Here is a 14,608-nt window from a genome sequence, read left to right as displayed (position 1 = left end):
ATCGTTCATCATCATAGGAACAAATGACAATCAGATAGAAAAGATTGTTTCTTAAGTTGTACGCATTATTATTGAATACGCACAACACGTATTCCAAGATTAGCTGGACGAGCCATCATATAATTATAGAGTGTCTCTACAGGGTCAACAACCTTATTGCCGTTCTTCCTAAGATTAGAAGCATTCATGAGATGAAGTCCATCCTTATGCCATACAGCAAAGCCAAGATGTGTCGTATCCAACTCTCGCTTATTAGTAACAATCGCAAGGATGTCACCATCTCGCACTACTCCTCGAAGTAGTTTGCTATTGTTAAGCAGGCTCTTAGGGATATAGCGTAGCTTTGTTCCGTTGGTAGCATCCTCCAACTTCTTAAGTTCAGCCACGCGTTCAGGATTGTTCTTCAACATATCATAGAGTCTTGCGTTCTGACTCATATAGTTGATTTTCAACGTCTGAACAGCTGTGAAAGGAGGATTAGGCGTGTCTATCTCTCTGACAAAACCCATTCGCTCATTATCTTCCAACCACCAATGGAAATAGTGCAGACGGTTTACATAACTCATCTTACCACCACGATAGCGGACTTGTTCTAACTGCCGTACATAGTCAGAGAAACGTGTTTCGCCCTTCTTAACACAAAGTGTAAGAGCCGTAACAGCCTCAACATAGGTCGTACAGTCTAATCCATGAAGATTAACCACGAGTTTCTCATCCTCGTTGATATCTAAGGTATGGGCAACGTAAGGCACCCCGATAAACTTTCGTGCAATCTTAATAATAAGCTGATCATTGGTAAGTTGCTGTCTTTGTGGTACAAACTCTTGTAACAACTGACAAACCAAAGCACTATCAGCCTTTGTATACGTGTCTATATAGGTGGGTAGTGTGTCCTTATATTCGGCTGCAGATACCTCAGGAACAGCACTTGTCATCTGCTCTGATGTCACAACTGTATCAGCAACTTGCTGTGTCTTTGCCTTCTGTTCGGGCTTTGCACCACAAGCAGAGAAAGCAAAGAGAGCAGAGAATATAAGTGAATATTTTAGTGTCATATTAATAAGTTTTAATTCAAAAAACAACATATCGTTAGACTACTAATGCTCTAACAATGTCTATTCTATTTCTCCTTCTTTCTTCCAAAGTTAAAACCTGCATAGAGATTAATACTTCCAAAGAAGTTATTGGTAGAGAAATTACTGCGACGATAATTATAGGCATGAAGGATAGTACTCATACCAACATACCATTTGCTATTGTTCCACACCACACCAAAGCGTCCAATACCATCAACGTTAATATTACTAAACTTAAAATCGTTGATAGAAAAGGTACGCTGAGTAACGTCTCCCTTACTACTTTTATAAGCTAAAGCCAACGAAAGTGAACCTGCCAAGACCCAGTTTCGAGCAAAAACCCAGTTATAGGCATAGCCACCACTGATAGAAATATCAGTGTACTTAATCTCACTAAACATCAATGTACTGTCTATCGGATTGGCAGGAACCTGACTACCAAGACGATTTGAGATGACTCTATTAAGTTCTCCCCAATTGACATCAAGGCTATGCTGCGTATAGCCAATGCCCAACAGCGGACTACCTGCTGAACGACGTTGTATCGTACTTTGGCTGAAAGCTGCTGGATAAGAGAATCGACGATGATTAAAGATATAATAAAGATTGAAGCCCTTAATGGTTGAAGTCAATCCACCAAAGTCAGTGCCACGTATCGCATCCGTGTTAATATCCTTCCCAAGATATAACTGTCTGATTTTATAATCATTGCCTGTCTTACGATAATAAATATCAAGTCCGAGCATCGAACTATATAAACTTAAATCATATTCTTGTCGAGGATTATTATTCTTGTTCCAAAAATCCAAGTGCTTAATATCGAGTGTGTAACCCAAGAATATCCAACGCCAACCAAAATAAGGTCCTATACGCACCGTAGCTTCAGGAGCAAAGGTAATACTTTGCTCATTTGAACTGCTCAAACGATACACCTCATAGGTATTAGTATTCTGAAGCATAAAAGCGAAGTTATACTTCTGAGGTTCGATATAAGAAGTATCTATCTCATTAAAACGTAGAAAGAAGTTACCGCTCTTGTTAGACTTTTGTTTAAACAAGCGTGTAGGCTCACCTCTTCTCATCCACCGTACAGAGTCTGTTAATTGCTTTACAGGAAGTATTTCTGCACTATCTATATTTGCTTCTATCCCATCTGATATTGCCGTAGTAGAAAGCGCATACGCCCTCGTTCCTCCTAACATTAATAGAAGAAGACATAGAAAGAGGGAGTCGCTGAAAGTTAACTTCATGTGCATAATTAAAAGGATATAAACGCCCTATTGGCTTTTCTTATATCTTTCCAAGGATACGATCCATCACCCAGTTGGTTGGTGTTGCGCTAATACTCGTACAATCACAAGCGCCATATCCCTGCATATCTTCAATAACGGACTTAATGATTGGGAGCTGAACATAAGCTGGATTAGCAACATCAATATCTCTTTCGCCTTCACTTGTGCAAAGATGGATAGGCGCATAAGTATAGACAGAGAAAGAGAGTCTACCTTTTGAGCCATAAATTTCTATACGATCCTCACGCGCACTCTCATGGGCAGCAAAGCACCAAGCACCACTACCTGTCAAACCATTCTCAAAACGGAAGACAGCATTCACTGTATCTTCGAGGTTGTAAAGCCCTGCACGATTAGCAGTATAACCATGTGCTTTGACAATAACACCAAACATGTTCTGCAATAAATCGAGTTGGTGAGGAGCAAGATCATAAAAATATCCACCACCTGAGATATGTGATTGTAGTCGCCAAGGCAGTTGTACGTTCTGTTCATAGTCCAAATCGCGTGGAGGGACAGCAAAACGAACTTGTACTGTGAGTATCTTACCAATCTCACCACTATCAACAATCTCTTTTACTTTCTTAAAGTAAGGAAGATAACGACGGTAATAAGCGACAAAACAAGGTACTCCCGTCTGTTCTGACACACGATTAATACGTACGCAATCCTCATAAGAAGCCGCCAAAGGCTTCTCTATATAACAAGGTTTTCCAGCACGCATTGCCATGATAGCAAAGGTAGCATGTGCAGAAGGAGGTGTAGCGATATAAATTGCGTTTACGTCAGGATCATCTACCAAAGCCTGTGCATCCGTGTACCATTTACGAATACCTTGACGCTCAGCATACGAACGAGCCTTCAACTCGCTACGGCTAAACACAGCGACAACATGCGAGCCCATTACTTCGTTGAACGCTGGTCCAGACTTCTTTTCTGTCACCTCACCGCAGCCAATAAATCCCCAGTTGATTTGTTTCATTTACACATTGTTATCTATAAATACATCAGCGAGAGCAAAGGAAACGTATACCTTTTTGCAGAACGCTACTTATTTTCTGCAAAAATACGAAAAAACTATCAACTGACCATTCATAGCTATTAACTTTTTAGTAACTTTGCAGGAAAAGCTGATTATATCACATACTCTTCAAAATATGATTATCAAGAATTCAGAATTCACTATATCTTCACCTTCATTGTCAAAGTGTCCAGAAGATACAAAGGCAGAATATGCTTTTATTGGACGTTCAAACGTAGGAAAGTCAAGCCTTATCAATATGCTTTGTAACCATAAGGGCTTGGCTAAAACCTCATCAAAACCGGGTAAAACACTACTTATCAATCATTTTATCATCAATAATGATTGGTACTTAGTTGACCTTCCAGGCTATGGATATGCCAAAAGTTCAAAGACTGTAAGAAATAAGTTGGAGCAGATGATAGCCCAATATATCCTCCAACGTAAACAACTTGTAAACGTATTTGTATTGATTGATATCCGTCATGAGCAGCAGAAGATAGACCGTGAGTTTGTTGACTGGCTGGGTGAAAGCAATGTTCCTTTCTCTATTATCTTTACGAAAGCAGACAAGCTATCACCTGCCAAGGCTAAGTCAAATGCCCTTCTTTGGATGAAAAAGCTACAGGATAGATGGGAAGAACTTCCTCCTTACTTTATTACGTCAGCTGAAAACAAGACTGGAAGAGAAGAAGTATTAAACTATATTGACGAAATCAATAAGACTTTATAATAGGACTTTATGGCGCAGATACCCTATCTTGATGTCCAAAATCTAACAAAGAGCTTCGGTGCACAGGTCCTCTTTAAGGATATCTCTTTCTCTATTGCAGAAGGACAGCATGTTGGACTCGTAGCACAAAACGGTACGGGAAAGTCTACTCTACTCTCTATTCTAACTGGAAAAGAGGGTTATGACAGCGGTTCTATCATCTATCGCAATGATTTGCGAGTGGGAATGTTAGAGCAAAGTCCGCATTTTGACCCAGAAGAAAGCGTCTTAGATGCTTGTTTCAACCATGAAGGAAATCCTGAAAGGCTCCTAAAGGCAAAGCAAATCCTCACCATGCTGAAGCTCTATAACTTAGATCAGCCTATGGGACAACTAAGTGGTGGACAGCAGAAGCGTGTTGCCTTGGCAAATGTTCTTATCTTAGAACCAGACTTCCTCATACTCGACGAGCCTACCAATCACCTTGACTTAGAGATGATTGAATGGTTAGAAGGTTATCTTTCTCGCGGTAACAAAACAATCTTTATGGTAACACATGACCGTTATTTCCTTGACAACGTGTGTAATACCATCTTAGAATTAGACAACAACACAATATATACCTATCGTGGCAATTACTCTTATTACTTAGAGAAACGCCAAGAGAGAATAGACAATACACGCGCCGAGATTGCACGTGCAAACAACCTCTATCGTACAGAGTTAGAGTGGATGCGCCGCATGCCACAGGCTCGTGGGCACAAAGCACGCTATCGTGAAGAGGCTTTCTATGAGTTGGAAGCAAAAGCAAAGCAGCGAATTGAGGAACGTCAGGTGCGTTTGAAGTCGTCAAGCGTATATATCGGAAGTAAAATATTTGAGTGTCAATATGTCTCAAAGAGATTTGATGACAAGACAATACTGAATGACTTCTACTATAACTTCTCACGATTTGAGAAGATGGGTATCGTTGGTAACAATGGTACTGGCAAGTCAACCTTTGTAAAGATGCTGCTTGGAGAGGTTGCACCTGACAGCGGTAAGTTTGATATTGGTGAGACCGTACGCTTTGGTTACTTCTCACAAGAAGGTTTAAAGTTCCGTGATGACCAGAAGGTTATTGACATTATCACAGACATAGCAGACTATATTGACCTTGGAGGAGGCAAGCACATGACGGCTTCACAGTTCCTCAACTACTTCCTCTTCTCACCAGAACAACAGCACAACTATGTGTATAAGCTCTCTGGTGGTGAGAAACGCAAACTCTATCTCTGCACAGTCCTAATGAAGAATCCGAACTTCTTAGTACTCGATGAGCCTACCAACGACTTGGATATTCAGACCTTACAGATTCTTGAGGAGTATCTTCAAGACTTCCCAGGCTGTGTCATCGTCGTATCACACGACCGATACTTTATGGATAAGGTTGTTGACCATCTCTTAGTATTCAAGGGTGAAGGAGAGATTCAAGACTTCCCTGGTAACTACACGCAGTTCCGTGACTTCCAAAAGATGAAGTCTAAGGAAGAAGAACAGCAGAAACCATCAAAGAATAGTAGCCCAACAGCAAACGAACCTAAGAAAGATTACCGTAACAACACAAAGCGTAAGATGTCTTTCAAGGAGAAGCGGGAATACGAACAGCTTTCAGATAAGATTGCACTATTAGAAGAAGAGAAACAAAAACTTGAAGAAGAACTCTGCTCTGGCAATCTCTCTGTAGACGAACTTACAGAAAAGAGCAAGCGTTTACCTATATTAAAGGATGAGCTGGACGAGTTAGAACTTCGCTGGTTAGAGTTGGCTGAACTTATTTAATACCCTCAACCCTACTCTACCCAATGGTCTTCTCATTATGAAGAGGTGAATAATTCACTCAACGATGTGCATGGAAGAGTCTTCACTTTTCAAGAGACAATTCTTCATATCGGGAGTCCCGACAACAAAAAAGGTGTTCCCCTAATTTCTTTTAGGGTAATTCCATGAAGTGAATGAACAATTCCTATTACCTTTGCGGTATAACAATTAAGATAATAACTAATAAAAGATAATTATGGGAAAGAAGAACTTTTATCGCCAGCTTCGCCTTAGTTGCGTAGTCCTTATGACAGTCTTTGCACTCAGTGCTTCAGCACAGTCTTCACGTCAAATACGTCCTTACTCTTTCAATAAGAATGGTGTATTCTATGGTCGTCAACCAGTTATGGGAATAGACATACGCACCTTCGTTGATCTTGGGTATGGTTATGCAAAAGATAGATATAACGTTTATTTTGAAGGACAGATTCTTCCATTCGTTGACCCAATAACCTTCCGCCTAAAAGTACCAGGAAGTGTTTATCAAGGTGGCTATCCTGGCGATTATTCTGGCAACTATCCAGTTAACCCTCGTGATGAGTACGACCCTTATTATAATGAAGGTTACATCGTTACTTCTAACGCAGTTCTCTATAATGGACGAAAGATTAGCAGTAGCGCAAGCAGCTTCAAGGATTTAGGTTGGGGATATGGTAAAGACGCATTCGAAGTCTATTATATGGGTAACAAGGTAAGTGGCGCCAGCAGTTCCAGCTTCAAAGTACTCAAAGATGGCTATGCAGAAGATGCATTTGACACCTATTATCGTGGAAAAGTAGTAAGATAATTATTCAATTATGATAGATCAGATACTTTCTTATAACAAAAGGTTTGTAGCTGCAAAAGGCTACGCACCTTTTATTACGTCCAGCCAACCAGATATGAAGTTAGCTATTGTCAGTTGCATGGACACTCGCCTGACGAAGTTGCTACCCAATGCACTCGGCTTAAGAAACGGAGATGCAAAGATTATCAAAGTCGCTGGCGGAACTATTCTTACTCCCTACGACTCTGTGATGCGCTCCCTTCTTGTGGCGATCTATGAGTTGGGTTGTCAAGAGGTTATGATTATTCATCACTCTGGTTGTGGTGCTTGCAACATGAATGCAGACCATTTCCTACATTTGATGCGTGAGCGTGGAATCACGGATGAGGCTATCAAAGAGGCTGAACAGCAGGTTAATCTTAACGAATATTTGGACGGCTTTCATGATACAGAGGCAAGTGTGCACCGCACAGTGAGGACTGTTCAGCAACATCCACTCGTTCCAAAAGACATTATTGTACGTGGTTTTATCATAGACTCACGTACAGGCGAACTAACACCCGTCGACTAACAAAGCATCAAAATAGCTGAGACCCTTGTTGATAATCGCATATCACACAAGGGTCTCATCAATTACATACTTGACATTTAGATGTCACTGAGAATTCTCCCAGCTGCTTGTAGATTAAGATAACGTTTATATAGTTAGTTTTAATGTCATCTCCGACATTCCGATACAAAGATATATATTTCTGTTAGAACAACCAAAAATTATCCTATTTTTGTTATATTTTAGTAAAAATATCACATCAAAGCCTCTCTAATTCTTAACTTTCTATATAAAATACAATAATTATTCATTCTATGTATAAATAAACTCTTTTCGTCATTTGAGTATCCTATTTAATTACATCTTACACTGAAATATTCTGCTATTATACACGAGATATGTAATACTCATCATTCGCTATTATTTAAGAAGGAAATATAGTCTGATAAAACATACACATATTAGTTACCCATTAGCCACTTACGAACCTTCCTAATAATAACCACAACGTCTCTCTGTGCTTATTTTTAAGATACGTGATAGTAGTCCGCACATGTCGTGCTGATGCTCCGCACATATGGTGCTAATGGTAAGCACCATTGGTGCGAAGTACTAAATACCATACAATTTATTACCGATATGAAATCAACTTATTGTAATAACCAAGCTATTCTACCAACGGCGAACCAAAATTATATGACTCGAAACATATATATCCAAGACAAATACTACAATTAAAAAGGAGGGTTCGTATAAAAGAAGACACCATTTTCTTTCGGAGAATGAAAGTAATAGAACTTTCAGACCTTTGGGATTATAGTTTTATTTAGTAAAATAACTTCGCTTCTTCCGTTGAAACTATACACCTCTATATGAGTAATCAATCACACATTTAAGAATAAAATACAAAACTGGGACACACAAAATAATGTACATCCCAGCATTAGAAACCATTTTAGAATACTATAATTTTCACCTATATATATTCTACTTCGAGCCTAAGGAGAATTTAACAGGTAACGTATACTTTGTAGCAACCTTCTTATTACCATTTCTACCAGGATTCCACGCTGGCATCTTTGACACTACACGAAGGGCTTCCTTATCAAGGGAAGGACTAACAGAACGTACAATCTCTGGCTTAATAACCTCACCCTTAGCCGTTATGACAAACTGTACCATAACACGTCCTTGCTCTTTTCTACTTACTGCATCTTTTGGATAACGAAGATTCTTTGATAGCCATTGATATAAATTACCTTTAAATGTAGGCATGACTTCTGTAACTATAAATACTCGTTCAGACTCTTTCGTTGGCTTCTTTTGAAGTTCAACACTTGTCGTAAGCTTTGTTACATTACGTGCTATAGTCTCGATATTACTTACCGCCAATAGCATTGCAACCAATGGAATATAAAGCGCATACTTAGCTTTTAAAAATCCCTTTGTTTCTTTTTTGTTCATCATCTTGATTCGTTTTTTAATAGGTAAAACATTAAAATTATTTGATATTGTAGCTACATTCTTCCTATATGTTAACCCAAGCAGATGGTACTGATACTCTTTATTATCCTTACCATTAGCAAGTACGCTGTTATCAGCAAGATATTCAAGATTTAATCGCACTTCACGTTTGAGCAACCAAACGAAAGGATTAAACCAAAAGATAATGCAAAATAGTTCTGAAAAGATTATGTCTATTGAGTGGAGTTGCTGGCAATGTGTCAATTCATGCATCATTATCTCCTCTATCTCATCGCTCTTATGCCGCTCTGGATTGATGAATATCCAATCAAAGAAGGAGAAAGGACCTTCGTCATCGGTTAACAGATAAACCTCTGTATCACATATATAAGAACTTTGACTATTGTTCTTTAGCAATATAATAGAAACCAACTGGCACAAAAAACGTAGTAATAAGACACAGGCAACAACACTATAGACAATCAACACTATCAACTCCCATAGTAGGACTTCACCACCCTGCGAGGAAGTAGACACAGCTGGTAAAACGACTGTTGCATATTCATTGGCAATGGATGTCATCCCTTCGCTGTTGCTTAGCCATACAGAAAAATCCATTACTGGTACCAACATGGCAACAAGATACATTCCGATAAGCGTTGCCCTACGCCATGAAAAGAAGGTATCTCCTGTGAACATCAACTTATAAAAGCTGAAAAGTAAGATAAGGGCTATATTCAATTTCAATAAATACATTATCATAATCGTCAAAACGTTAAGTTATTATTATTGGAGAAAAGAAAAAATACGTATTTATAGGCTACACCTCTTTCCCCTTTTCAATCTCATTTATAATATCTTTCAGTTCTTCTGGCGAGATGTTATCCTCCTTTGCAAAAAAGGAAACCATTTCACGGAAGGAACTCTTAAAGTACTTATCAACAAAGCCTTTCATGAAGTCTGACTTATACCTCGTCTGTTCTATCCTCGGAACAAAGTGATAGGTCAGTCCATGCTGCTCGGCGATTACATAACCCTTGCGCTTCAGATTGTTCATGATTGAAGCCACTGTAGTATAAGGAGGTTTAGGATCTTCCAACTTTTGTAGTACATCTTTGATAGTGCAGCTTTTTAAACTCCATACCTGCAACATTATTTCTTCTTCTTGTTTAGTTAGTTTCTCCATAAATTATATATATACAAGTTCACGCCACAAAGCTACGAATAATTCGTAAGAAAGTCAAGTATTAGATAGTAAAATAAAGTTAATTAGATAATATTTCACATTATATTTCAATGTAATACGAAATATTAGTAATAACACATGATAAGTAAAAGTCAGCTTTTACATTAGGTTTACCCTGTAAATAATAAAGTTGTTCCTTTGGAATTATCACCCTCTATTAATAAGAAAGTTATGGTTTTTATTCAACATCTCTTGTCTTTATGCTTGTAAAAGTGTACATTTGTACTTACATATTAAGCTTAAAACAAAATGATTAGAAAACTATATACCTTCCTTGCTGTGGCAGCCTTAATGTTGAGTAGTTGCAAAAAAGGATCACAAGATAAACCGAAAGCAGACAGTCATGACATTAAGACTATCCCGACAGAGATAACTGACAATGGCGATCAGGCTGTTAAGAATGCAAACAAAAGGGATGCTGGCTTCATCAGTAACAGAGTAAACGAGGTTACACTGACGATTCCTTGTTTGGGAGTTGTCAACATGGACAACCTTGACCTACTGCCCCCTCCTAACGAGATAAGCAAGAAGGATTCTACCATCATTAAACAACTAAATAATGGAGAAGTATTCTTATTACAGCCAGGAACTAAAGGTATTATGCTAACGGACGCAGGCTCAAAGCTATTAGTTCGCTTCCAAATGGGCGAATTATGGGTTTGGAAATCAGCTACGAAATAAGTACGTCCGTTCTATCGGTCCTCGATAGAAATCCTTTACTACTTCCAATCATTAGCTAAGCCTAACTATCAGGCTAACTATTAACCTAAAATATACAAATAAATCACCTTATCAAAAGATGAAAAGAAGCCTTTTTCTTGTTTTCTTATTGCTGACATTTATAGCTCATCTATATGCTATCACAGTAAACAACCCTGTTGATTACGTAAGTACTTTAGTGGGTTCAGCCTCAAAACCAGAACTTTCAACGGGTAACACTTACCCCGCTATTGCCCTACCATGGGGCATGAACTTCTGGACTCCACAGACTGGAAAGATGGGAGATGGCTGGACTTACACCTACGGAGCCGATAAGATTCGTGGAATTAAGCAGACACACCAACCAAGTCCATGGATTAACGACTACGGACAGTTCTCTGTCATGCCCGTCGTGGGTAATAAAGTCTTTGACGAGGAAGGACGTGCCAGCTGGTTCTCGCACAAAGCTGAGACTGCTGCTCCTTATTACTATAAGGTTTATTTAGCTGACCACGACGTCACAGTAGAGGTGAGTCCTACCAGTCGTGCTGCCACAATGCGCATCACCTATCCACAAACAAAAGAAGCTTATTTTGTCGTTGATGCCTTTGACAAGGGCTCTTCCGTAACGATTATCCCTGACAAACGTACTATCGTGGGCTATACAACCAAGAATAGCGGTGGTGTACCAGCAAACTTCAAGAACTATTTTGTACTTCGCTTCGACCACGATTTCTCTTTCGTTGGCAGTATCGAAGATGGGAAACTATCAGAGGGCAAGACTTCTACAACCAGCAATCATGCCATGGCTGTTGTCGGATTCCACACCAAACGAGGCGAACAAGTTAATATACAGGTAGCCTCATCGTTTATTAGTGACGAACAAGCACAGCGCAATCTCAAGGAAGTGGAGGGCAAGACATTCGACGAGGTGAAGTCAGAAGGTAGAAAAGAATGGAACAATATCTTAGGACGTATAGAAGTGGAGGACGATAACATCGACCATCTTCGTACTTTCTATAGTTGCCTCTATCGCTCAGTACTTTTCCCACGTTCGTTCTATGAGTTTGACGAACAGGGTAATCCTATCCATTATAGTCCTTATAATGGCAAAGTACTATCGGGTTATCTCTTTACAGACACAGGTTTCTGGGACACCTTCCGTTCGCTCTTTCCATTGCTCAACCTCGTCTATCCATCAATGAATGAGAAAATGCAAGCAGGCTTAGTCAACGCCTATAAGGAGAGTGGATTCCTTCCGGAGTGGGCAAGTCCGGGGCATCGTGATTGTATGGTGGGCAACAACTCGGCTTCGGTCGTTGCTGATGCTTACATCAAGGGATTGCGTGGCTACGATATAGAAACACTTTGGGAAGCTGTTGTGCATGGTGCTAATGCTGTTCACCCAACCGTTAGCTCTACTGGACGTAAAGGCTTTGACTATTATAATCGCTTAGGTTACGTACCTTATAACGTGGGAATCAACGAGAGTGTTGCCCGTACCTTAGAGTATGCCTACGATGACTGGTGTATCTATCAATTGGGATTAAAACTCGGAAAGAGTGCTAAGGAACTCAAACCTTTTAAACTCCGAGCAATGAACTATCAGAAGGTATTCGACAAGGAAACGGGTTTGATGCGTGGACGTAATGAGGATGGTAGTTTTCAGTCACCATTTAATCCTTTCAAATGGGGGGATGCTTTCACTGAGGGAAACAGTTGGCATTACACGTGGAGTGTATTCCATGACCCTGCAGGATTGGCGAAGTTAATGGGAGGATACGACAAGTTTAACGAAATATTAGACAGTGTCTTCCAACTACCACCTACCTTTGACCACAGCTATTATGGCTTTACAATCCACGAGATACGTGAGATGCAAATCATGAACATGGGTAATTACGCACATGGGAACCAGCCTATCCAGCACATGATTTACCTCTATGACTACAGCGGACAGCCCTGGAAGGCGCAATATTGGGTGCGTGAGGTGATGGACCGACTCTATACTGCTCAGCCTGATGGCTATTGTGGCGACGAAGATAATGGCCAGACATCAGCTTGGTATGTATTCTCTGCTCTCGGCTTCTACCCTGTTTGTCCTGGCAGTACTCAATATATGATTGGTACTCCCTACTTCCGTAAAGTCAAGATACAGTTGGAGAATAGCAAGACTGTCACAATTCGGGCGGAAAAGAATAACAAAGACAATCGCTTCATTCAGCATATTACAGTGAATGGACAGCCTTATCCACATTATTATCTTGAGTATGAACAGCTGTTATCAGGTCCTATAATCGACTTCACAATGGGCGATAAACCTGCGAAATAAGAAGCTATCACATCCCTTTTGCACTCAGTTAACAGATTTTATTTCTATTTGAACAAATCTGTTAATTAAGAGGCAGTCTGTTAATGAATTCTATAAAATCATTTAAAACAGTATAAACAATTCCCTGCTATTATAATTTCTTTACGTATATTTGCAACATATTAATCCAAAAATGAATATATAACAATGAAGAAAAACTTTTTTTCTAACCACGCTTTATGTGCTGGTTTAGTATTAGGTGGACTGTTTACATTTTCCAGTTCACACGCTGCAAACAATGAAGTAAAGGATAATAACAACGTAGTAGCTGCTGCACCTACAACCAACTCTAAGATTGTTGGTACCTGGGAGCTTACAAACAAGGGTAGCTATGCCATTGTGCGCAATCCAAGAACACATAAGGAATATAAGGTAGGTTTCACGATTGACAGATATGATGACTATAAGTTCCTCCCTGTTGACTTCGCTACAGGTGAGCCTGTTAATCTTCGTACACTTGTTGGTCACGATGATAATGACCTCGATGATGAGTTGCACCGTTTCGATTTCTACCATGATGGAACCATGAGCATTATAGAAAGAGAAGACAATGGCAGATGGAAGCGTGATGACGATATCGGTGTTTATGGTTTCCACCGTGATGGTTTCTTTATGAAGATAGACGGTAAGATGCGCAAGAACCTCCAAATTAGATTCTTGAACAACAATGAGTTTGAGCTAACTCAGACCAAATTCAATGACAGCGACTTGAGAAGAGTAGTCGTTAAGAAGGTTATGAGATATGTTCGTGTTACAAGAAAGTAAGACATAACAAACCCAAACTTATAATATACACCCTAATTAATAGTAGCTTGAACTTATATAAAGCTCTGTTAATTGGGGTTTCTTTTTTTGTTCTTCAAGATAAGGAGTGATAAAGTAAACCCCTATTACATAATAAATCACACGAAGAAATAAAGCTGGCGAAGGTAAAAGTAACACCCGAAAATACCCCTGTAGGCAACATATTTTAGTCTAAAAGGCAAAGAAATATATTGACAAAAAGATTAAAGAAAAGGTAGGAAAATGGATTAAAAGTGACTTATTTCATCACCTTTGCAAGTTATTTGCTATCAAGTAGTTGCAAATTAAGATTTCAAAAGGTGCTTAATAAGGCTTCAAAAGGGCGTTAGTAAGAGGCTTAAAGAGCATCTTTTAGAAGCCTAAAGGGCGTTAATTGCAAGCCTTTTTATGGTCTTTACAAAATCAGTTTATGAAAAATTAGGACAAAGAGGGGTACTCGGAAACTTGAAATGGTTAGGTTTTCTTTTGCATTTAGAAGCTTAACAAATAGCACACAGAGAAAAGGAGATAACTGAGAATTGTCAAAACAAAGCGATAGAAGTTACCGAAGCAACGTCGATGCTTGAAACAACGGAGGTTGTTTGCGAGTTTTATGTACAATGCATGAATTCCTATAAGGTATCAAGAATCTGTACGCATCATCTCTGTCTCTCTTTAAGCCATCACCAACTCCATGATTTTGCGTTTAGATCCTTCCGCTCTATTTCTCCGTGTGACTTATTACGTAATAGCTTCACTTTACTACTC

Annotated in this window: 12 protein-coding genes; 7 read left to right on the top strand and 5 right to left on the bottom strand. The window is 39.3% G+C overall.

Annotated elements, in window-relative coordinates; translation table 11 throughout:
* Positions 1 to 68: 68 nt before the first annotated feature.
* From FIU21_RS00110 to FIU21_RS00100, 3 genes are all read right to left on the bottom strand, one after another.
* Positions 69 to 1,055, bottom strand: a complete 987-nt coding sequence (locus tag FIU21_RS00110; protein ID WP_036886122.1) for an N-acetylmuramoyl-L-alanine amidase-like domain-containing protein — start codon at positions 1,053 to 1,055, stop codon at positions 69 to 71.
* 65 nt (positions 1,056 to 1,120) lie between these two features.
* Positions 1,121 to 2,326 (bottom strand): DUF4421 domain-containing protein, encoded by a 1,206-nt coding sequence (locus FIU21_RS00105; RefSeq protein ID WP_036886148.1) that lies wholly within the window; start codon positions 2,324 to 2,326, stop codon positions 1,121 to 1,123.
* A 40-nt stretch (positions 2,327 to 2,366) separates the two neighbouring features.
* Positions 2,367 to 3,350 (bottom strand): Gfo/Idh/MocA family protein, encoded by a 984-nt coding sequence (locus FIU21_RS00100; protein ID WP_004359988.1) that lies wholly within the window; start codon positions 3,348 to 3,350, stop codon positions 2,367 to 2,369.
* Between the two features lie 175 nt (positions 3,351 to 3,525).
* On the opposite strand from FIU21_RS00100, the gene yihA reads away from it, so the two are divergent.
* From yihA to FIU21_RS00080, 4 genes are all read left to right on the top strand, one after another.
* A complete protein-coding gene (gene yihA / locus FIU21_RS00095; protein WP_004359989.1) occupies positions 3,526 to 4,122 on the top strand; it encodes a ribosome biogenesis GTP-binding protein YihA/YsxC in 597 nt (198 codons plus the stop codon).
* Between the two features lie 9 nt (positions 4,123 to 4,131).
* On the top strand, positions 4,132 to 5,922 hold the full coding sequence (gene abc-f / locus FIU21_RS00090) for a ribosomal protection-like ABC-F family protein (RefSeq protein ID WP_004359990.1): 1,791 nt from the start codon (positions 4,132 to 4,134) through the stop codon (positions 5,920 to 5,922).
* A gap of 235 nt (positions 5,923 to 6,157) precedes the next feature.
* Positions 6,158 to 6,748, top strand: a complete 591-nt coding sequence (locus tag FIU21_RS00085) for a DKNYY domain-containing protein (RefSeq protein WP_004359991.1) — start codon at positions 6,158 to 6,160, stop codon at positions 6,746 to 6,748.
* A gap of 10 nt (positions 6,749 to 6,758) precedes the next feature.
* Positions 6,759 to 7,298, top strand: a complete 540-nt coding sequence (locus tag FIU21_RS00080) for a beta-class carbonic anhydrase (protein WP_004359992.1) — start codon at positions 6,759 to 6,761, stop codon at positions 7,296 to 7,298.
* 966 nt (positions 7,299 to 8,264) lie between these two features.
* Here FIU21_RS00080 and FIU21_RS00075 read toward each other — a convergent pair.
* The gene (locus FIU21_RS00075) at positions 8,265 to 9,503 is read right to left on the bottom strand and encodes a M56 family metallopeptidase (protein WP_004359993.1); all 1,239 of its coding nucleotides are present in this window, start codon (positions 9,501 to 9,503) and stop codon (positions 8,265 to 8,267) included.
* 58 nt (positions 9,504 to 9,561) lie between these two features.
* Entirely contained in the window at positions 9,562 to 9,927 is a 366-nt protein-coding gene (locus tag FIU21_RS00070) for a BlaI/MecI/CopY family transcriptional regulator (protein ID WP_004359994.1), read from the bottom strand.
* 309 nt (positions 9,928 to 10,236) lie between these two features.
* Here FIU21_RS00070 and FIU21_RS00065 point away from each other — a divergent pair, with 309 nt between their 5' ends.
* The 3 genes from FIU21_RS00065 to FIU21_RS00055 all read left to right on the top strand — a co-directional run bounded on the left by FIU21_RS00065 (position 10,237) and on the right by FIU21_RS00055 (position 13,822).
* Positions 10,237 to 10,668, top strand: a complete 432-nt coding sequence (locus FIU21_RS00065; protein WP_004359995.1) for a hypothetical protein — start codon at positions 10,237 to 10,239, stop codon at positions 10,666 to 10,668.
* A gap of 118 nt (positions 10,669 to 10,786) precedes the next feature.
* Positions 10,787 to 13,018, top strand: a complete 2,232-nt coding sequence (locus FIU21_RS00060) for a GH92 family glycosyl hydrolase (protein WP_004359996.1) — start codon at positions 10,787 to 10,789, stop codon at positions 13,016 to 13,018.
* A gap of 186 nt (positions 13,019 to 13,204) precedes the next feature.
* Entirely contained in the window at positions 13,205 to 13,822 is a 618-nt protein-coding gene (locus tag FIU21_RS00055; RefSeq protein WP_004359997.1) for a hypothetical protein, read from the top strand.
* Positions 13,823 to 14,608 lie beyond the last annotated feature (786 nt).

The organism is Prevotella melaninogenica (assembly GCF_013267595.1).
GTDB classification, from domain to species: Bacteria; Bacteroidota; Bacteroidia; order Bacteroidales; family Bacteroidaceae; genus Prevotella; species Prevotella melaninogenica_D.
Note: the sequence above shows the minus strand (reverse complement) of the source record. Positions and strands in the feature narration are given on the sequence as shown.

Excerpts from the sequence above, each read along its gene's own strand:
- FIU21_RS00110 (WP_036886122.1), bottom strand. The coding sequence starts at position 1,055 with ATGACACTAAAATATTCACTTATATTCTCTGCTCTCTTTGCTTTCTCT.
- FIU21_RS00065 (WP_004359995.1), top strand. The coding sequence starts at position 10,237 with ATGATTAGAAAACTATATACCTTCCTTGCTGTGGCAGCCTTAATGTTG.
- FIU21_RS00105 (WP_036886148.1), bottom strand. The coding sequence starts at position 2,326 with ATGAAGTTAACTTTCAGCGACTCCCTCTTTCTATGTCTTCTTCTATTA.
- FIU21_RS00100 (WP_004359988.1), bottom strand. The coding sequence starts at position 3,350 with ATGAAACAAATCAACTGGGGATTTATTGGCTGCGGTGAGGTGACAGAA.
- FIU21_RS00080 (WP_004359992.1), top strand. The coding sequence starts at position 6,759 with ATGATAGATCAGATACTTTCTTATAACAAAAGGTTTGTAGCTGCAAAA.
- FIU21_RS00070 (WP_004359994.1), bottom strand. The coding sequence starts at position 9,927 with ATGGAGAAACTAACTAAACAAGAAGAAGAAATAATGTTGCAGGTATGG.
- abc-f (WP_004359990.1), top strand. The coding sequence starts at position 4,132 with ATGGCGCAGATACCCTATCTTGATGTCCAAAATCTAACAAAGAGCTTC.
- FIU21_RS00055 (WP_004359997.1), top strand. The coding sequence starts at position 13,205 with ATGAAGAAAAACTTTTTTTCTAACCACGCTTTATGTGCTGGTTTAGTA.
- yihA (WP_004359989.1), top strand. The coding sequence starts at position 3,526 with ATGATTATCAAGAATTCAGAATTCACTATATCTTCACCTTCATTGTCA.
- FIU21_RS00075 (WP_004359993.1), bottom strand. The coding sequence starts at position 9,503 with ATGATAATGTATTTATTGAAATTGAATATAGCCCTTATCTTACTTTTC.
- FIU21_RS00085 (WP_004359991.1), top strand. The coding sequence starts at position 6,158 with ATGGGAAAGAAGAACTTTTATCGCCAGCTTCGCCTTAGTTGCGTAGTC.
- FIU21_RS00060 (WP_004359996.1), top strand. The coding sequence starts at position 10,787 with ATGAAAAGAAGCCTTTTTCTTGTTTTCTTATTGCTGACATTTATAGCT.